The sequence below is a fragment of the Nocardiopsis halophila DSM 44494 genome (genome assembly GCF_000341245.1).
Classification (GTDB): Bacteria; Actinomycetota; Actinomycetes; order Streptosporangiales; family Streptosporangiaceae; genus Nocardiopsis_A; species Nocardiopsis_A halophila.
Genome location: NZ_ANAD01000003.1, coordinates 52,936 through 71,370 on the forward strand (window position 1 = coordinate 52,936; position 18,435 = coordinate 71,370).

Genomic DNA, 18,435 nt, shown 5'->3' on the forward strand with positions numbered 1-18,435 from the left:
GCCCCTCCCCGCGATCCCCCCGACGAGGACGCCGTCTCCGGGATCGACGTGCCCGCGCCGCCCTACGCGGTCCCCGTCGACCGGCCCGGTGCCGCCGCCCCCGCTCCCGGCCCTCGGCCGTCGCCCCGCCGCCGGCGGGCCCCTGCCCCCGGGCCTGTGTCCGAGCCTGTGTCCGAGGAGGGGGCACTCCCCCGCGGCTACGCCGAAGTCGCACCGCCGCCCCTGCGGCCGTCACTGACCGAGCTGCTCGCCGAACGCCTCCAGCTCAGCGCCCCGGACGGCCGGGCCCGGCTGAGCAGGGCGGGTCTCGGCGGACTGCTGCTCGTCTGCGTCGCGGCGGTGGCGGTGACCGCCTGGTTCGCCCTGGGCGGTGCACCCACCGGCGATCCCGCACCCCGCCTCCAGGCGGACGCCGCGGCCGCGCCTTCCCCCTCCGGGGCCGATGCCCCCGCCGCGAGCCGTCCGCCGCCGGACGAGGGCCCCGCGGCGGGAACCCCCGGTGCGGCCGCGCAACAGGGGGAGGTCACCGTGCACGTCGGCGGGGACGTGCAGGAGCCGGGGGTGGTGACGCTGCCCGCCGGATCGCGCGTGGCCGACGCGATCGAGGCGGCGGGCGGGGTGGCCGACGGGGCCGGGACCGGGACCCTGAACCTGGCGCGCCCGCTGGCCGACGGCGAGCAGATCCTCGTCGGTGAGGAGTACGAACAGTCCCCGCCGGGCACCGCTCCCCCGGCCCCGAAGGCAGGGGCGGAGGCACCGGCGGAGGCCCCGATCGACCTGAACACGGCCACTCAGGAGCAGCTCCAGGAACTCCCCGGCGTGGGCCCGGTGCTGGCCGAGCGCATCATCGCCTTCCGCACCCGGAACGGAGGATTCACGTCGGTGGAACAGCTCCAGGACGTGTCGGGCATCGGCGAGAAGCGCTATGCGGAACTCAAGGACCTGGTCCAGGTCGGGGTCCCGCCACCGTGACCGGGCCGCGCCCGTCGGAGTGCCGTGGCCGTTGGACGGACGGGGTACCCGTGGGGCGCACCAGCCACAGCGCCCGGGCACGGCCCTCGTCGCGTTCCCCTCAGTCGACGGCCCACCCAGGCGGAATCCCCGTCCATCCCTTCCACCTGTGGGGGCACGGCGGCCCTGCGATGACCACGTGAGCGGGGCATCGACCGCCAGGTGGTGCCGGATCGCCGTGTCGAGTACGTGGCGCGGCGCTCCGGGCGGCGCACAGCGTCCGGGCCACCGCCCTGAGCCGCAGGGCATCCGGGCGCATGGCCGCACACCGGCCATGAGCGCCCTTCGCCGTGCCCGAAGCCGCTTCAGCACTCCCTCATCGACCTTCTACGACCCCGGTGGTTTCGCTCGCCAGTCTCCTCCGGGGGCTCTGTTCCCCTTGGCCCGCCCGTTCTCAGGAGGCCTCATGCGGACGTCGCTGCTCTTCGGGACCGATGCTCCCGATGCGCCCGGCTCCGACGGGGAGGTGCGCGCCGTCGACCTCCGACTCGTCGCGCCGGCCGTGGGAGCCTGGGTCACGGCCGCCCTCCTCATCGGCGGGGGCGCCGCCGTCGCCACGGGAGCCTCCGTCCTGCTCACGGCCGCCGCCGGAGCGGCCCTGCTCCGGCTCCGGCGCCCCGCCCCGGGGACGCCCGCCCGGGCCGCCGTGGCCGCACTGCTCGCCTGCTGCGCCGCGTCCGCCGTGGCCTGCGCCGGTCGGCTCGCCTCCGTCGAGGCCTCCCCCGTCACCGCGCTCGCCGCGCGCGAGGCCACTGCCGAGCTGGAGGTCGAGGTCTCCGAGCCCCCGCGCCCCAAGGCCGGCGCCGCGGCCGGCGACGAGGCGCGTCCGGACGCGGAGCGGCACGTCGTCCGGGCCATGACCGTGGCCGTGCTGCGCCCCGACCGGCCCCGCCTCGCCACCCGCGTCCCCGTCGTCCTCGTCGCCTCCGGCCCCGGCTGGGGCCCCCTGCTCCCCGGGCAGCGCGTGCGGATCTCAGGCGCGGTGGTCCCCGCCGACGGCGGCGGCCCCGTCCGCGCCCTGGTCCTGGTCCGGGGGCCGCCGCACGGCGTCCGGCCTGCGCCCGCCGCCCAGGCCTGGGCCGAGCACGCCCGCGAGCGCCTGCGCGCCGCCTCCTCCGGGCTGCCCTCCCCCGCCGACACCCTGCTGCCGGCGTTCGTGGCCGGGGACTCCGCGCGCGTGCCCTCCTCGGTCGTGGAGGACTTCCGCGCCTCCGGGACGACCCACCTGATGGTCGTCTCCGGCACCCACCTGGCCGTGCTCACCGGATCCGCCCTGGCCCTGGCACGGTGGGCGCGCCTGCCTCCGTGGGCCGCCGCGCTCGCCGCGGCCGCGCTCATCGCCGCCATGGTCCTGGTCGCCGGGCCCCGCCCCAGCGTGCTGCGCGCCGCGCTGATGGCGCTGATCGCCCTGTCCGCCCTCGCCGCAGGCCGCCCCCGCACCGGGCTGGCCGCGCTGGCGGCCGCCCTCCTGGCGCTGGTGCTGTTCGACCCCGCCCTGGCCCGCGCCTACGGCTTCTCCCTGTCGGTCCTGGCCACCGGCGGCATCATGGTGCTCGCCCCGCGCTGGAGCCGCACGCTGCACGGCCTGCGGCCCCGTGCGCCCCGGCCTCCCCGGTGGATCGCCGAGGCGGCCGCAGTGGCCCTGGCCGCCCACGTGGCCTGCCTGCCGGTGCTGGTGCTGCTGCGCCCCGAGGTGGGCTGGGCGGCGGTGCCCGCGAACATCGCGGCCACCCCTCTCGTCCCCGTCGCCATGGCAGGCGGGTTCGCGACCGCGGTCGCGGCTCTGCTCTGGCCTCCGGTCGCCGCGCTCCTGGCCTGGGTGCCCGGGCTGGCGGTGCTGGCCGTCGCCGCGATCGCCCGCGCTGTGGCCTCCCTGCCCTTCACCGCCCTGCCCTGGCGCGGCGACGCCGTCGGCGCGCTGGTCCTGGCCGTGGTGGTCGCCGCCGTGCTCGTGCTGCGGGGCCGCGCCCGGCGCGGCCTCCTGGCCTCCCTCACTGCGGTCGGGGTCTGCTCCGCCGCCACGATGTGCGTGCTGAAGGGCTGGCCGCCGCAGGGGTGGGCCCTGGCGGCCTGCGACGTCGGGCAGGGGGACGCGCTGGCCCTGGCCACCGGGGACGGGCAGGCCGTGCTCGTGGACACCGGTGATGAAGGCGCCGGCGTCGACCGCTGCCTCGGGGACCTGGGCGTGGAGCACCTGTCGCTGCTGGTGCTCACCCACGCCCACGCCGACCACGCAGGCGACACGGTCGGCGCGCTGAAGGGCCGCGGCGCCCACGCCGTACTGGCGCCCGGCGGGTTCGGGGCCTCCTCGCCCGGCGAACACCTGCGCGCCGAAGGGATCCCGCTGCACGCCGCCGAATCGGGACAGGTGTGGGCCGCCGGCCCGTGGACCCTGACCGTGCTCTGGCCGGAAGGAGCACCGGGCGGTTCCCGGGAGAGCACCGGCGCCTCCGCCTCCGCGGGCGACAACGATCACAGCGTCGTCCTGCACGCGCGCTGGAGTCCGCCGCGCGACGGGGACGCCCTCCCCATGACGGTCCTGCTCACCGGGGACATCGAGGAGCCGACGCAGCGCGCGCTGCTCGGCCGGACGGACGCGCTCGCAGTCGACGTGCTCAAGACACCCCACCACGGGGCCAAGACACAGGAGAAGGCGTTCCTTGAGGCCACGGGCGCCCGTCTGGTCCTGACATCGGTGGGCGCGGACAACTCCTACGGCCACCCGTCACCGGAGACCCTGCGGGTGGTGGAGGGCCTCACCGACGCGCACTACCGGACCGACCTGCAGGGCGACATCGCCGTCGTCCCGGGCCCTGAGGGCCCCGAAGCCTTCGCTCGCGGACAGGACGATCGGGCATGAGCCGTTCGGGCCCACCGGCAGGACGCGGGCAATCGAGAGTGGTGATAGCACCACTCTTGGTGCGATCGGGTGGTGTTGTCACCACATCCGATACCCCCGAGCCACCCAGGGGACCGGTTCCGGGCCCCGTTCGCGCCGCCCCGTCGCCCTTCCCGCATCACCGCCGATCCGGCGGCGCCGACTCCGGCCCGAACGGTCACCGGTGCGTGGCATCCTGCTCGTATGGCTTCCGCGTCCGTCTCCCCGGTCACCCTCGTCGTCGGCGACGAGGAGCTGCTCGTCGACCGCGCCGTCGCCGAGCTGGTCGCCGCCGCCCGGGACGGCGACCCCGAGGTGGACGTGCACGACCTGGTGCCCGCGCAGGTCACCGTGGGCAAGCTGGCCGAGGCCGCCTCGCCCTCGCTGTTCGGCGAGCGCCGGGTGGTGGTGCTGCGCTCCTCCCAGGACCTGACCAAGGACCTGGCCGCGGAGGTCACCTCCTACCTCGAGGACCCGGCCGACGACGTGGTGCTGGTCCTGGTGCACGCGGGCGGGGCCAAGGGCAAGGCGCTGCTCGACGCCGCGAAGAAGGCCGGCGCCGCGCGCGTGGACTGCGCCAAGCCGACCAAGCCCGCCGAGCGCCTGAAGTTCATCAAGGAGGAGTTCTCCCGGGGCGGCCGCCAGATCACGGCGGACGCCGCCCAGTCGCTCCTCGACGCCGTCGGCAACGACCTGCGGGAGATCGCGGCCGCCTGCACCCAGCTCATCGCCGACACCGACGGGCGGGTGGACGCGGCCGCCGTCGCCCGCTACCACACCGGCAAGGCCGAGGCCTCGGGCTTCACCGTCGCCGACCGCGCGGTGGAGGGACGCCTGCCCGAGGCGCTGGAGCAGCTGCGCTGGTCGCTGGCGGTGGGCACCGCGCCGGTCCTGATCAACAGCGCCCTGGCGGGCGCCGTGCGGGGCATCGCCGTGGCCGCCCAGCCGCCGCGCGGGGTGTCCGAGGCCGAGATCGCCAAGCGGGCCAAGGTCCCCCCGTGGAAGCTCAAGACCCTGCGCCAGCAGGCCCGCGGCTGGTCGCCCCAGGGCGTCGCACGCGCCATGCGCGTGGTGGCCGAGACCGACGCCCTCATCAAGGGCGCGGGCCGCGACCCCGCCTATGCCCTCGAGCGCGCGGTCATCGAGATCGCCACCGCCCGCAGCGCCGGCCGGGGCTGAACGAGGACGGCCGGTTCCCAGGGGTCTCAGCGCAGGGCGTCGGCTCTCCGAACCCCCGGACCTCGGTACTGAGCTCTTCAGAGGTTCTGTGGCGTTAGGCGGGCCGCTCCGGCGGCGCAGCGAGAGCGGGGCGGTGCCCCGAGCCTGCGGCCGACCGGCATCCCGTGCGCCGGTCCCGATCCGCCAGGGCGGTTTTCCCGCGGTGTCGCTTCTCCCCTCGGCCCCTCCACCGCAACTCGGCGGCCGATCGTGTGGGCCTGTCGGCTCTCGGTCTCCGAGCAGGCGGGGCCCGGAACGGCGCGGGGGTCGGGAGCCAGGGCCCGTCGTCGGGCGCATGGGCGCGGAAGGTGCGCAGGGATCAGACAGGCATCCGAGGGGACGGGCGCATCCCGCTGGGGGCCATGGCCCCTTCGCCGGTTCCGCAGACGCCGCCGTGGTCTCCGCCGACGGCTCAGCGGATCGTCTCGCCGCCCCGCCACACGCGCAGCGACTTCAGGCCGTAGGACCAGGCGAAGGCGCCTTCGTGGTCGGCGTCCCACTGGACGATGTCGGCGAACTTGCCCGGGGCCAGCACGCCGCGGTCGCCGCAGCCCAGGGCGTGGGCGCCGCCCGCGGTGGCGGCGCGCAGGGCCTCCAGCACGCTCATGCCGAACATGGCCACCGCGATCGACACCGCCAGCGGCAGCGACATCGCCCCGGCCTGGCCGGGGTTGTGGTCGGTGCCCAGCGCCACCGGGACCCCGTGGTCCAGCAGCGCCCGCACCGGCGGGCGGGTGCGCTCCATCAGCGACGTCGTCGGGCACACCACCACCGGCGTGGCGGTCTTGGCCAGCGCCAGCACGTCGTCCTCGTCGATCTCGTGCAGCAGGTCCACCGAGGTGCACTGCAGGTCCGCCGCCATCCGCACGGCGCCGTGCCGCGGCTTGGCGCAGGCGTGCAGGTGGGTGCGCAGCCCCGAGGCGCGCCCGGCCGACAGCAGGCGGTGCGCGTCCTCGGCGGTGAACTGGTGGTTGTCGCAGTACACGTCCATGCCCTCGGCGCCGGCCTGGGCCGCGTCGCCGAGCCAGGAGGCCACCGCCTCCACGTAGTCCTGCGGGCGGCCGAAGTACTCCGGCGGCACCGCGTGCGCAGCGAAGAAGGTGACGTGCAGCCGGGGCATGCCCGGCTCCTCCTCCAGGGTGCGCAGCAGCCGCACGTCGGCCAGCTCGCCGTCCCGGGTGAGGTGGTAGCCGGTCTTGGCCTCGACGGTGGTGCAGCCCGAGAGCACCCAGTACCGCAGCCGCTCGCGCACCGCGTTGCACAGCGTCCAGGGGTCGGTCCCGCGGGTCACGGTGACGGTGGAGGCCACCCCGCCGCCGACCCCGGCGATCTCGGACTTGGTGGCGCCGCCGGCGCGCATGGCCACCTCGGCGTAGCGGTTCCCGGCGTAGACCGGGTGGCAGTGGGCGTCGATCAGGCCCGGGGTGACCAGGCCCCCGCCGAGGTTGTCGACCTCGTCGACGTCGACGATGTCGTCGATCACCCCGGGCAGGCTCTGCGGGAGCTCGGCGGCGGGCCCGACCCAGGCCACGCGGTCGCCGTGCAGCAGCATGGCGGCGTTGCTGAGCAGGTCGGTACCGGTCCACAGGCGCCCGATGTTGGTGAGCAGTCGCACGGTCATCGTCTCAGCGGCTCCCGCCCGAGATGCTCACGGCCGCGCCGCCGTGTCAGGGGCGGCGCTGCACGGTGAAGGGGAGGACATGGACGGACCTCGATCTCAGGTGGTCTTGGCCGGGGAGGCGGTGCGCACCGGGCGTCCGGCACCCGCCGCCAGTGTCCCAGAACGGTAGTTGATGCGTGGACGGCGTGTACACCTCCGCACCGCGAATCCGCCGCGGCGCACGGGCGCTCGGGCCCGGGAGGCACCTCCACGATAGAGCGAACGGCGGAGCCCCGCGCGGGGTTCCGCCGTTCACCGTTCTCGTCGTCCCCGGCCGGCCCGGCCGGGGAGCGCCGCAGGTCAGCTCAGGGCCACCTCGAAATCGCGCAGCTTGCCGGCGAGCAGCGCGGGCACCCAGGCGTGCAGGGCGGTGCCCTCGCCGGTGTGCTCCTCGGCGATGATCCGCCCCTCCTCGTGCACCCGGGAGACCAGGTCGCCCCGGTCGTAGGGCACCAGGACGCGGACCTCGTTCTGCAGCTCGGGCAGGGCGGCCGCGACCGCCTCGACCAGCCGGGGCACGCCGTCGCCGGTGCGGGCGGAGACCTCCACCGCGTCCGGCTCGCGGGTGCGCAGCCGCTTGAGCGCCACCGGGTCGGCGGCGTCGGTCTTGTTCAGCACCACGATCTCGGGCACGTCCTGGGCGCCGATGTCGGCGAAGACCTCGCGGACCGACGCCAGCTGCTGCTCGGGGTCGGGGTGCGAGGCGTCGACGACGTGCACGATCAGGTCGGCGTCGGCCACGTCCTCCAGGGTGGAGCGGAACGCCTCGACCAGCTGGTGCGGCAGGTGCCGGACGAACCCGACGGTGTCGCTGAGGGTGAACCCGCGCCCGTCGGGGGTGCGCGCCCGCCGGACCGTCGGGTCCAGGGTGGCGAAGAGCGCGTCCTCGACCAGTACCCCGGCCCCGGTCAGCCGGTTGAGCAGGCTGGACTTTCCGGCGTTGGTGTAGCCGGCGATGGAGACCGAGGGGACCTGCCGCGCGCGCCGCCGGTCGCGCTTGATCTCGCGCGCGGTGGACATCTGCGCCAGCTGGCGGCGCAGCTTGGCCATCTTGGTGTTGATCCGCCGCCGGTCGGTCTCGATCTTGGTCTCACCGGGACCGCGCAGGCCCACGCCTCCGTTGCCGCCGGCGCGGCCGCCGGCCTGCCGGGACAGCGACTGGCCCCAGCCGCGCAGCCGCGGCAGCAGGTAGTTGAGCTGGGCCAGCTCGACCTGGGCCTTGCCCTCGCTGCTGCGCGCGTGCTGGGCGAAGATGTCCAGGATCAGCGCGGTGCGGTCGATGACCTTGACCCGGACCGCCTCCTCCAGCTGGCGCAGCTGGCCGGGGGTGAGCTCCCCGTCGCAGATGACGGTGTCGGCGCCGGTGGCGGCGACCACCCCGGCGAGCTCCTCGGCCTTGCCGCGCCCGATGTAGGTGGCCGGGTCGGGCTTGGAGCGGCGCTGGGTCAGGCCCTCCAGGACCATGGCACCGGCGGTCTCGGCGAGCTGTTTGAGCTCGGTCAGCGAGTTGTCGGCGTCGGCCTGGGTGCCGCTGGTCCACACGCCGATCAGCACGACGTGCTCCAGCCGCAGCGACCGGTACTCGACCTCGGTGACGTCCTCGAGCTCGGTCGAGAGCCCGGCGACGCGGCGCAGCGCGTTGCGCTCCTCCAGGTCGAGCTGGCCGGGCTCGGGGTCGGTGGCCGGGCGCCCGCCCTCGGGCGCGAGCAGGTCCTCGGCGCCGACGGCGTCCGCGGTTCCCGCCTCACGGTCCTCCGCACCCCCGTGGCCGAAGCGGCCGTCCGTGGTGTCGGAGCCGTGTTCGTAAGCAGTACTCAATATCCCTCCAGCAGGAGCAACGTCGCGGTGGCGCCGGTTGTTCCCTGGGATGGTCGCACGGCACCGGGTCGTTGGCACCGGATTTTCACGCCGACGGGCACGACCGGGGCGCCGGGTCTCACTCCAGCCACAGGCAGAACACACCTTTTCTGCCGGTATCCGAAGCACCCACATCCCTTCCCTCGAAAACATTGCGAAGTTTACTCTCAGAGGAAGGTTTTCAGGCGTGTGAGAGGCTCACAACGTTGACCAGCGGCCCGACCGGAGAGTAGCGTCATATTCCACATCCCAGAACATAGTTTCACTTTGTGGAAGGTTTCGCATGGGCGCCACGAACGGGGTCGAGATCACCGGCCCCCTCCACGACCGGTACGACGAGATCCTCACCGATGACGCTCTCGCGCTCGTCGCCGACCTGCACCGGCGCTTCGAGCCGCGTCGGCAGGAGCTGCTGGCGGCGCGCAAGGAGCGCCAGGCCCGCATCAACGCCGGCGAGAACCTGGACTTCCTGCCCGAGACCCGGGCCGTCCGCGAGGACACGAGCTGGAAGGTCGCCCCGCCCGCGCCGGGCATCACCGACCGCCGCGTGGAGATCACCGGTCCGACCGACCGCAAGATGACCATCAACGCCCTCAACTCCGGGGCGAAGGTGTGGCTGGCCGACTTCGAGGACGCCAACACCCCGCTGTGGGAGAACATGATCGGCGGCCAGCTCAACCTGCGCGACGCGCTGGACCGCACCGTGGACTTCACCTCCCCCCAGGGCAAGACCTACGCCCTGAAGGAGGACTCGGAGCTGGCCACCATCGTGGTCCGCCCGCGCGGCTGGCACCTGGACGAGAAGCACGTCCTCGTCGACGGGCAGCGCACCTCCGGCGGCATCGTCGACTTCGCGCTCTACTTCTTCCACTGCGCCCAGCGCCAGCTCGACAAGGGCAAGGGCCCCTACTTCTACCTGCCGAAGATGGAGAGCCACCTGGAGGCCCGGCTCTGGAACGACATCTTCCTGGCCGCCCAGGAGCGCCTGGGCATCCCGCGCGGCACCATCCGCGCCACCGTGCTCATCGAGACCATCCCGGCCGCGTTCGAGATGGAGGAGATCCTCTACGAGCTGCGCGAGCACTCGGCCGGCCTGAACGCCGGGCGCTGGGACTACCTGTTCAGCATCATCAAGACGCACCGCACCCGCGGCCGCAGCTTCCTGCTGCCCGAGCGCAACGCGGTCACCATGACCGCCCCCTTCATGCGCGCCTACACCGAGCTGCTGGTGGCCACCTGCCACCGCCGCGGCGCCTTCGCCATCGGCGGGATGGCCGCGTTCATCCCCAGCCGCCGCGACGCCGAGGTCAACGACCGCGCCCTGGCCAAGGTGCGCGACGACAAGACCCGCGAGTCGGGCGACGGCTTCGACGGCTCCTGGGTCGCCCACCCCGACCTGGTCCCGGTCGCCATGGAGATCTTCGACGGCGTCCTGGGCGAGAGGCCCAACCAGATCGACAAGCTGCGCGAGGACGTGTCGGTCAAGGCCGGGGACCTGCTGGCGGTCGACGCCACCGAGGGCGGCATCACCGAGGCGGGGCTGCGCTCCAACGTCAACGTCGCGCTGCAGTACCTGGCCGCCTGGATCGGCGGCAACGGCGCGGTGGCCATCCACAACCTGATGGAGGACGCCGCGACCGCCGAGATCTCCCGCTCGCAGATCTGGCAGTGGCTGCACAACGACGTCACCCTCGACGACGGCCCCAAGGTCACCGCCGAGCTCGTCGACCGCATCATCGAGGAGGAGCTGGCGGCCATCAAGGCCGAGCACGGCGAGGCCTACGACGCCGAGCTGTTCGGCCGCGCGGTCGAGCTGTTCCGCGAGGTGTCCCTGGCCGACGACTACGCCGACTTCCTGACTCTTCCCGCTTACGAGCGGATGCCGTAACGTCTGAGGCCCAGATCGCGGAGCGCGCGGGCCGCCCCGCCGGGGTCCGGCCCGCGCGCTCCGCGCGACCCTGTGTCGCGGACGACGGGCGGGAGGGCGGAGCCCATGCAGGAGCGGCCCACTCGGGAGCGGTCGCCCGATGACCGGTTGAGCGCGCTGGTCCCCCGGCTGCGGAGGATCTGCGGCGACGACGGCGTCCTGACCGACCCCTCCCGCCGCCGCACCTACGAGAGCGACGGCCTCACCTACCACGCCGAGGTCCCCGGCGTGGTCGCCCTGCCCACGACGGCCGAGCAGGTGGCCGAGGTGGTCGGGCTCTGCGCGGCCGAGGGCGTGCCGTTCGTTCCGCGCGGCGCCGGGACCGGCCTGTCGGCGGGAGCGCTCCCGCGTGCCGACGGGGTGCTCGTCACCACCTCCCGCATGCGCCGCATCGTCGAGGTCGACCCCGACAACGAGTGCGCGGTGGTCCAGCCCGGCGTGGCCAACCTCGATATCACCCGCGCCGCCGCCCCCTACGGCTACTACTACGCCCCCGACCCTTCCAGCCAGCAGGTCTGCTCGGTCGGCGGCAACATCGCCGAGAACTCCGGCGGCGCCCACTGCCTGAAGTACGGCTTCACCGTCAACCACGTGCTCGGCCTGCAGATCGCCACCCCGCAGGGGGAGCTGGTACGGCTGGGCGGCAAGGCGCCCGAGGCCCCCGGCTACGACCTGATCGGCGCGTTCATCGGCTCCGAGGGCACCCTGGGCATCGCCACCGAGGCCACCGTGCGCCTGGTGCGCTCCCCGCAGAAGGTCACCACCCTGCTGGCCGCGTTCGCCGGCATGGACGCGGGCGGGCAGGCGGTCTCCTCGGTCATCGCCGAAGGGGTGCTGCCCGCCGCGGTCGAGATGATGGACGCGCTGTCCATCGAGGCCGCCGAGGCGGCCGTGGCCTGCGACTATCCCGAGGGTGCGGGCGCGGTGCTGATTGTGGAGCTGGACGGGCCCGCCGCCGACGTGGACGCCGACGCCGCGGCGGTGCGGCGGCTGTGCGAACGCGCCGGCGCCTTCGAGATCCGCGAGGCCAGCGGCGCCGCCGAGCGGGCGCGCATCTGGAAGGGCCGCAAGTCGGCGTTCGCCGCGGTGGGCAGGATCAGCCCCGCCTACATCGTCCAGGACGGGGTGGTGCCGCGCACGGCGCTGGGCGAGGTGCTCGGCGACATCGCCCGGCTGTCGGCCGAGAGCGGCATCCGGGTGGCCAACGTCTTCCACGCCGGGGACGGCAACCTGCACCCGCTGGTGCTCTTCGACGACGCCGAGCCGGGCGCGGGCGAGCGCGCCGCCGAGGTCTCCGGCGCCATCCTCGACCTGTGCATCCGGCACGGCGGGTCGATCACCGGCGAGCACGGGGTGGGCGTGGACAAGGCCTGTTCGATGCCGCGCATGTTCGCCCCGCAGGACCTGGAGGCGATGGACCGCTTCCGGCGGGCGTTCGACCCGGCGGGGGTGGCCAACCCGGAGAAGCTGCTTCCCACGCCCCGGCTGTGCGGCGAGGTCCCGGGGGTGCGCCGGGACGTGCACCCGCTGGTGGCGCAGGGCCGGGCGGAGCAGTTCTGAACCGTTGCGGGGAGATGGTGCTGGGAGATGGTGCGTCCTGCTCGGCGGCGTTCGGCGGCCTGTCGGCCCGGGCTCCGGGTCCCAGCGCCGCCGCCCCCGGGGGCACGGCAGGGAGCGCGGTGGGTGAGGCGGCTGCGGCGGACGCGGGCCCGGTGGCGGGCCGGGAGCCAGGATCGTTCCAGAAAGGCGCTCGATGACCGGCAAGGACGAGCAGGCACAGGACGCGGGCGGGGCGCCCGAGGCGATCGGGGCGGCCGGGGCCGAAGTGCGCCCCGGCACCGACCGTGACGCCGTCGGCGGCGCCGTCCCCCGGTGGGTGGTGCGTCCCTCGGACGCCGACGGATGCGCCGCGGTGCTGGGCGCGGCCGCGCGGGCCGGGCTGGCGGTGGTGCCGCGGGGGGCGGGGACCAAGATCGGCTGGGGCGCCCCGCCGCGCCGGTGCGACGCGGTCCTGGACCTGTCGGCGCTGACCGGCGTGGACCACGCCGCCGGGGACCTGGTGGTGGAGGCCGGTGCCGGCACGCCTCTGGAGGAGCTGGCCGCCGTTCTGGCGAAGACGGGTCAGCGGCTGCCGGTGGACCGGGTGGTGCCGGGCTCGACCGTCGGCGGCGTGGTGGCCACCGGCCTGTCGGGGCCCGGCCGGATGCTGTACGGGCCGGTGCGCGACCTGATCATCGGTATGACGGTGGCGGGCCCCGACGGAGCGGCCTCACGCTCCGGCGGGCGCGTGGTGAAGAACGTGGCCGGCTACGACCTGGGCAAGTTGCACACCGGAGCGTTCGGGACGCTGGGGGTGATCACGTCGGTGACCTTCCGGCTGCGGCCTATCCCTCCGGCGCGGATCGTGGTGTCCGCTGAGGCCCCGGACCCCCCGCGCGCTCGGGAGCTGGTGTCCTCCGTGCTGAAGTCGCACACCGCACCGACCGCGATCGAGGTGGACCGTCCGGGCGGGGGACGGATCTCGGTCCAGGTCCTCCTCGAAGGACCGGAGGACGGCATCCGTGCGCGCGCGCAGGAGGTGTCGGACCTCTTCTCCGACGCTGTCGCCTCCCCTGACCTTCCCGTCGGCTGGGGCACGCTTCCCGGAGGGCCCGGTGACACCCTGCTCAAGCTGACGACTCCCCCGGCCCGAGCGGCCGAGGTGATGGAGGCCCTGGCCGACGCCGCTCCGGACGGCGGTCCGCTCCCGGTACGCGGGTCGGCGGGGTCCGGCGTCCTGTACAGCGCGCTTCCATCGGCCGCCGCCCCCGACGGTGCGGTCCGCGCGGTCTCCGCGCTCCGTGCCCGCCTCGGAAACGCGACCGGCGGCCACGGGTCGCTGACCGTCCTCGACGCGGCTCCCCCGGTACACGCGGCCGGCCTCGACCCGTGGGGCGAGGTCCCCGGGCTGCCCCTGATGCGGTCGGTCAAACAGAACCTCGACCCGGACGGTGTCCTCTCCCCCGGCCGGTTCGCCGGAGGGATCTGAGGCCCGCGCCGCCCGCCCCTTCCCTCGCTTTCCGCGCTTCGACCCGCAGGGAGGACACTCCATGACCGAGAGCACAGAGAACAAGGAGAACGGGGAGCGCCCGTTCCCCGACCTTCTCTCCGACTGTGTGCACTGCGGATTCTGTCTTCCGACGTGCCCCACCTATGTGCTGTGGGGCGAGGAGATGGACTCCCCTCGCGGGCGCATCCACCTGATGGGGCAGGCGGAGGAGGAGGGCGCGTTCAGCGACGCCTCGGTAGGGCACTTCGACAACTGCCTGGGCTGCCTGGCCTGCGTGACGGCGTGCCCCTCAGGGGTGGCCTATGACGCGCTGATCGAGACGACGCGGGCGCGCGTCGAAGACGAACACGAACGCCCCCGGGGCGAGCGCCTCCTCCGGTCGGCGATCTTCTCCTTGTTCCCCCACCGACGCCGCCTCGAGCTGATGCGGGGCCCGCTCCGCGCCTACCAGGCCAGCGGCCTGGCGGAGCCCCTGCGCAAGTCCGGCCTCCTGCAGCGGCTGTCCCCGTCCCTGGCGGCGATGGAGCGCATGGCTCCGCCCATCCGGTCCCGGGTTCCTTCGCTTCCTGAGCGCGTGCCGGCCGCCGGTCGGCGCCGGGCGGTCGTCGGCATGCTCACCGGGTGCGTACAGGGAGCGTTCTTCCCACAGGTGAACACCGCCACGGCACGCGTGCTGGCCGCTGAGGGGTGCGAGGTCGTCGTCCCTCAGGGGCAGGGGTGCTGCGGCGCCCTCTCCTCCCACTCCGGGCGGGCCGAGGAGGCCGCGCGCTTCGCCGAGGCGACCGTCCGCACCTTCGAGCAGGCCGGGGTGGACACCGTCGTCGTCAACTCCGCCGGGTGCGGGGGAACGATGAAGCACTACGGCAGGGTGCTGCGCGAGGCGGGGCACCCCCGGGAGCTGGTCCGCCGCGCCGAGGCGCTGTCCGCCAAGGTGGTGGACTTCTCCGAATACCTCGCGCGGCTGGGCCCACGCGCCGAACGCCACCCGCTTCCCATCACGGCGGCGTACCACGACGCCTGCCACCTCTCCCACGGCCAAGGGGTGACCGCCCAGCCCAGGGACCTGCTGCGCGCGATCCCCGAGCTGGAGGTGGCCGACCTGCCCAACCCGGAGATCTGCTGCGGTTCGGCCGGGGTGTACAACCTGCTCAACCCGGAACCCGCCGCGGACCTGGGCACACGCAAGGCCGACGACGTGTCCTCCACTCAGGCCTCCCTCCTGGTCGCCGGGAACCCGGGGTGCTCACTGCAGATCGCCGCCACGATGCGCGAGCGGGGCGAGGAGATCGCCGTCGCCCACACGGCCCAGGTCCTGGACGCATCGATCCGGGGGCTGCCGCCGACGGCGCTCGTTCCGTCGTAGGGCCGCGGGGCCGGAGGCCCGCCCGCCGTCCCGTCCCCGTGGCCAGGCTTGGGTAGCGCACCGTGAGGAGAGTCCGACCGCGGGACGTGTTGCCCCCTCGCACGGTCCGCCCTAGCGTGAGCCACGAGCCTCGCCGTCCGGTAACAGGACACACGGGAGGTACGGGCATGACCACCGCAGCCGACATCATGCACACCGGAGCGACCTGGATCCAGGCGACCGACACCCTGCAGGAGGCCGCACGGCTCATGCGGGACCAGGCCGTCGGCTCACTCCCCGTGAGCGACCCGACCGACCCCGACGAGCGCATGTGCGGGATCATCACCGACCGCGACATCGTGGTCGTGTGCATCGCCGCCGGCCACGACCCGACCCGGACCACCGCGGGCGACCTGTGCAAGGGCACGCCGCGCTGGATCTCCGAGGGGGCCGACGTCGACGAGGTGCTGCACGAGATGGAGACCAACAAGATCCGCCGCCTGCCCGTCGTCGGCGCCGACAAGCGCCTGGTCGGCATGATCAGCGAAGTCGACCTCGCCCACCACCTGTCCGAGAAGCGGCTCGCCCGTTTCGTCCAGCGTCTGTACGCCTGAGGGGTCCGCCGGGCGCCGGAGCCGGGCGGCGCCCGGCGGGGCCGGTCAGCAGGACTGGACGATGAGGACGCCGTTGGTCCGCTCGGGGTTCAGCAGGGCATAGGCGAGTCCGCTGTCGCCGCAGTTGATGGAGTACTTGTCGGTCGCGGAGTCGATGGTGGCCAGGTGGTGCCAGTCGCCACCGGGCGCCTCGTCCATCTGGAGCCAGAAGGCCGGTCCTCCGACCTGGACATCGGGGCGGCCGTCGCCGCCGTCCGCGTCCTTCTCGTACTCCACGTCCCCCGACCACCAGGCGGCCACGTCCTCGTCGTCCTCGTCGGCATCCGACACGGCGTCCAGCTCGTAGGGCGTGAGCTCCACCCGGAACTCCACGGGCTTGCGGCCCTCGCCGGAGACGGTGGTGTACAGCGTCGGCCCCTCCGCGACCGGCGCGGTGGGCACGCGGGGCGTACCGCCCGGCTGCACGATCACCGTGTTGGGGGCGTGGGAGTCCGTCACGTAGTAGGACGAGGGCGCGTCGGTGTTCCAGTCGAAGGCACTGAGGTCGCCCGGGTCCGGGTCGTGGGCCTCCAGCCGGTCGTTGTCCATGAAGATGTAGGCCATCCTCGGCTCGGGGCCGGGCATCCGCACCTGCGCGATGAAACGCAGCGGAAAGCCCCCCGACACGGGCCACTCCGGAGCGTCGATCCCGTCGGGCTGCCCGCCGAGCCTCGTCACCGGACCGTCCTCGGAGGCTGCTCCGGCCTCCCCGCCCTCTGTGCCCCCTGTGCCTTCCGTGCCCTCTGCGGGCACCAGCCGGCCCAAGTGCAGGGTCCGCAGGTCGTCGACGGTCATGGTGGTCCCCATCCTGGTCGTGCGGCGGCCGTCCTGTGCCGCCCCGGCACAGACGAGACGCCCCCCGAACGGCCCCGGTTCCCGGGCGTTCCGGCGCTCGGTGGTCCCTCCCCCGCCGCATGCCGCCCGTCACCGTTCGCCACGGGGCCCGCCCCGCGTTCTTTGCGGAGTCCGCCCCTCGGGGATGTCGCGGGTTTTGCCCGGTCGCTCCTACCGTGGGCGGGGAAGCGCCTGTGAGCCCCCGTGGACGGGGGAACCCGCATTCGAGGAGGTCGGACGATGACCACCGCGACCGACATCATGCACACCGGGGCCCACTGGATCCCCGCCGCCGAGACCCTCGACCGGGCCGCTCAGCTCATGCGGGAGCACGGGGTGGGGGCCCTTCCCGTGAGCGACCCGCTGGACCCCGACGACCGTATGGTCGGGATCATCACCGACCGCGACATCGTCATCAAGTGCATCTCCCACGGGCGGGACCCGTCGCGGATGACCGCGGGCGACCTGTGCGAGGGGACGCCGCGCTGGATATCCGGCGATGCCGGCGTCGGCGACGTCCTGCGGGAGATGGAGACGCACCAGATCCGCCGCCTCCCGGTCATCGACGAGCACCGGCGGATGGTCGGCATGATCACCGAGGCCGACCTCGCCCAGCACCTCTCCGAGGACCGGCTCGCCCACTTCGTGGAGCGGGTGTACTCCTGACCGACCGCCGCCGCCCCTCGGGCACGCCCGTGCCCGAGGGGACGGCTGAGGCGGACCGCGCTCAGCCGCCGTCGCCGCCGCGGGAGTTCCAGGGCACGGTGGGCTGAAGGACGGCCTCGGCCAGGGCCTTGGAGCGCAGGCCGGTGATCTCCTGGTACTCGGGGTCGGCGACCATCCGGCTGAAGGCCTCACGGCTGGGGTAGCGCACCAGCAGCACGGCGTCCCAGTCCTGGCCCTCCTCCGCCACCAGCGGCGTCGCGCCGTCACCGGCATAGATCAGCTCGGCGCCGTACTCGGCCAGGAAGCGCCCCGCCCGCCGCGAGTACTCCTCGTAGGAGGCCCTCCCGCCGGGGGCGAAGCGCAGCAGGTTGAGCATCACCACCGGACCGCCGGGGTCCTCCTCCACCAGACGTGCGAGGTCGGAACCGGAGGGGTCGACCGCCATCGGGGCCTCCTTGTCACAAGGGCGAAGCGCCGCGGACCAGACCGCCCGGTCCCTCCGAACGGCCGAAGCGACGTCCCCGCCATCGTGACATACCACCCGGTCGGTATCGAGCCCCCGGGGCCGACGTCCACCCCGGATTCGACCGCGATCACGGCGCCGAACCGTCGAGCGCCGGGGGCCTAGAAGGCGGGGGCGGGCAGGCGGTCCTCGGTCCACAGGTGTGCTCCTCCGAGCAGGCCGGTGAAGGCGAGGGAGGCGAGCGCCAGGATGATCGGGCCCAACAGCACGCCCGAGACGAATCCGGCCGCGCCGCCGATCCACGCGCGGGCGAACCGCCTCTTGACATTCACGGCGATCACCGCCGCAGAGAAGGCCGCGACCACGAGGCCGGGCGCGACGCCGACCATCCCTCCCCAGGTCACGAAGTAGATACAGGCCGCGGGGACGAGAACCAGGGTGCCGACGGTGAGCCCCAGCAGGAGCTCGCAGTTGCGGCGCCACGAACCGCAGAGCGCGCGGAGCCACCCTGCGGCCAGCAGAATCGGAGCCGCCCCAAGGACGGCGACCATGAGATCTCCCCAGAGCATCGGCCGAGGAGGGAGGAAGAACTGGGCCGGGATCCCTACGGCGACCGCACCCCCGGCCGACCCGGTCAGAGTGAGCACGTTCGCGGTCGCCCCACGCGGGAAGCCGACCAGTGAGGCCGCGATGAGCCCAGCCGCGACCACCGCCCCGACGGCGCTCCCCCATAACAGCGGCTCCGGAAGGGAGAGGGCGAGGTCCATGCCGGCCTCCTCGTCTCCTCGTATCGACTCCTCCGGTGGCTGTCGCCCTTGGCCGCTTCGCCGCCCCGGAACCGCCCAGGATCTCAGAACCGTATGGCGACCGGCTCCCC

The 18,435-nt window shown here is 74.1% G+C and carries 15 protein-coding genes (1 of these 15 only partly in view); 9 read left to right on the forward strand and 6 right to left on the reverse strand.

All coding sequences use genetic code 11. The features are described 5' to 3' along the window. The first annotated feature begins 156 nt into the window (after positions 1-156). The 3 genes from D450_RS0100420 to holA all read left to right on the forward strand — a co-directional run bounded on the left by D450_RS0100420 (position 157) and on the right by holA (position 5,068). Positions 157-972, forward strand: a complete 816-nt coding sequence (locus D450_RS0100420; protein WP_241482996.1) for a ComEA family DNA-binding protein — start codon at positions 157-159, stop codon at positions 970-972. A 445-nt stretch (positions 973-1,417) separates the two neighbouring features. Further along, entirely contained in the window at positions 1,418-3,871 is a 2,454-nt protein-coding gene (locus D450_RS0100425; protein ID WP_017536709.1) for a ComEC/Rec2 family competence protein, read from the forward strand. 222 nt (positions 3,872-4,093) lie between these two features. Continuing rightward, positions 4,094-5,068, forward strand: a complete 975-nt coding sequence (gene holA, locus D450_RS0100430) for a DNA polymerase III subunit delta (RefSeq protein ID WP_017536710.1) — start codon at positions 4,094-4,096, stop codon at positions 5,066-5,068. A 451-nt stretch (positions 5,069-5,519) separates the two neighbouring features. Here holA and D450_RS0100435 read toward each other — a convergent pair whose 3' ends face one another. Together D450_RS0100435 and hflX are read right to left on the reverse strand one after the other, a co-directional pair. After that, positions 5,520-6,728, reverse strand: a complete 1,209-nt coding sequence (locus D450_RS0100435; protein ID WP_017536711.1) for an amidohydrolase family protein — start codon at positions 6,726-6,728, stop codon at positions 5,520-5,522. A gap of 339 nt (positions 6,729-7,067) precedes the next feature. Next, positions 7,068-8,585 carry a GTPase HflX gene (hflX, locus tag D450_RS0100440; protein WP_026128297.1) on the reverse strand — a complete coding sequence of 506 codons (1,518 nt, stop codon included), beginning with the start codon at positions 8,583-8,585 and terminating at the stop codon, positions 7,068-7,070. Between the two features lie 322 nt (positions 8,586-8,907). Here hflX and aceB point away from each other — a divergent pair, with 322 nt between their 5' ends. The 5 genes from aceB to D450_RS0100465 all read left to right on the forward strand — a co-directional run bounded on the left by aceB (position 8,908) and on the right by D450_RS0100465 (position 15,556). After that, a complete protein-coding gene (gene aceB / locus D450_RS0100445) occupies positions 8,908-10,512 on the forward strand; it encodes a malate synthase A (RefSeq protein ID WP_017536712.1) in 1,605 nt (534 codons plus the stop codon). A 105-nt stretch (positions 10,513-10,617) separates the two neighbouring features. Further along, complete coding sequence (locus tag D450_RS0100450) at positions 10,618-12,111, forward strand: FAD-linked oxidase C-terminal domain-containing protein (protein ID WP_193789638.1); 1,494 nt, start codon at positions 10,618-10,620, stop codon at positions 12,109-12,111. A 193-nt stretch (positions 12,112-12,304) separates the two neighbouring features. Further along, positions 12,305-13,579 (forward strand): FAD-binding oxidoreductase, encoded by a 1,275-nt coding sequence (locus D450_RS0100455; protein ID WP_017536714.1) that lies wholly within the window; start codon positions 12,305-12,307, stop codon positions 13,577-13,579. A 61-nt stretch (positions 13,580-13,640) separates the two neighbouring features. After that, positions 13,641-14,963 (forward strand): (Fe-S)-binding protein, encoded by a 1,323-nt coding sequence (locus tag D450_RS0100460; RefSeq protein WP_017536715.1) that lies wholly within the window; start codon positions 13,641-13,643, stop codon positions 14,961-14,963. Between the two features lie 167 nt (positions 14,964-15,130). Then, positions 15,131-15,556, forward strand: coding sequence for a CBS domain-containing protein (locus tag D450_RS0100465; protein ID WP_017536716.1), 426 nt, complete (start codon positions 15,131-15,133; stop codon positions 15,554-15,556). Between the two features lie 45 nt (positions 15,557-15,601). Here the strand turns inward: D450_RS0100465 and D450_RS0100470 are convergent, their stop codons facing one another. Continuing rightward, positions 15,602-16,390: a DUF1963 domain-containing protein gene (locus D450_RS0100470; RefSeq protein WP_017536717.1), complete on the reverse strand. Its 789-nt coding sequence runs from the start codon at positions 16,388-16,390 to the stop codon at positions 15,602-15,604. A 279-nt stretch (positions 16,391-16,669) separates the two neighbouring features. Here D450_RS0100470 and D450_RS0100475 point away from each other — a divergent pair, with 279 nt between their 5' ends. Continuing rightward, the gene (locus tag D450_RS0100475) at positions 16,670-17,095 is read left to right on the forward strand and encodes a CBS domain-containing protein (protein ID WP_017536718.1); all 426 of its coding nucleotides are present in this window, start codon (positions 16,670-16,672) and stop codon (positions 17,093-17,095) included. A 61-nt stretch (positions 17,096-17,156) separates the two neighbouring features. Here D450_RS0100475 and D450_RS0100480 read toward each other — a convergent pair whose 3' ends face one another. The 3 genes from D450_RS0100480 to D450_RS0100490 form a co-directional block, all read right to left on the reverse strand. After that, entirely contained in the window at positions 17,157-17,540 is a 384-nt protein-coding gene (locus tag D450_RS0100480) for a DUF1330 domain-containing protein (protein WP_017536719.1), read from the reverse strand. A 179-nt stretch (positions 17,541-17,719) separates the two neighbouring features. Next, positions 17,720-18,325 carry a hypothetical protein gene (locus D450_RS0100485; RefSeq protein ID WP_017536720.1) on the reverse strand — a complete coding sequence of 202 codons (606 nt, stop codon included), beginning with the start codon at positions 18,323-18,325 and terminating at the stop codon, positions 17,720-17,722. An 83-nt stretch (positions 18,326-18,408) separates the two neighbouring features. After that, positions 18,409-18,435 carry the end of a DUF429 domain-containing protein gene (locus D450_RS0100490; protein ID WP_017536721.1) on the reverse strand. It continues 642 nt past the right edge of the window, so the window shows 27 of its 669 coding nt (coding positions 643-669); the start codon falls outside the window, past its right edge; the stop codon is at positions 18,409-18,411.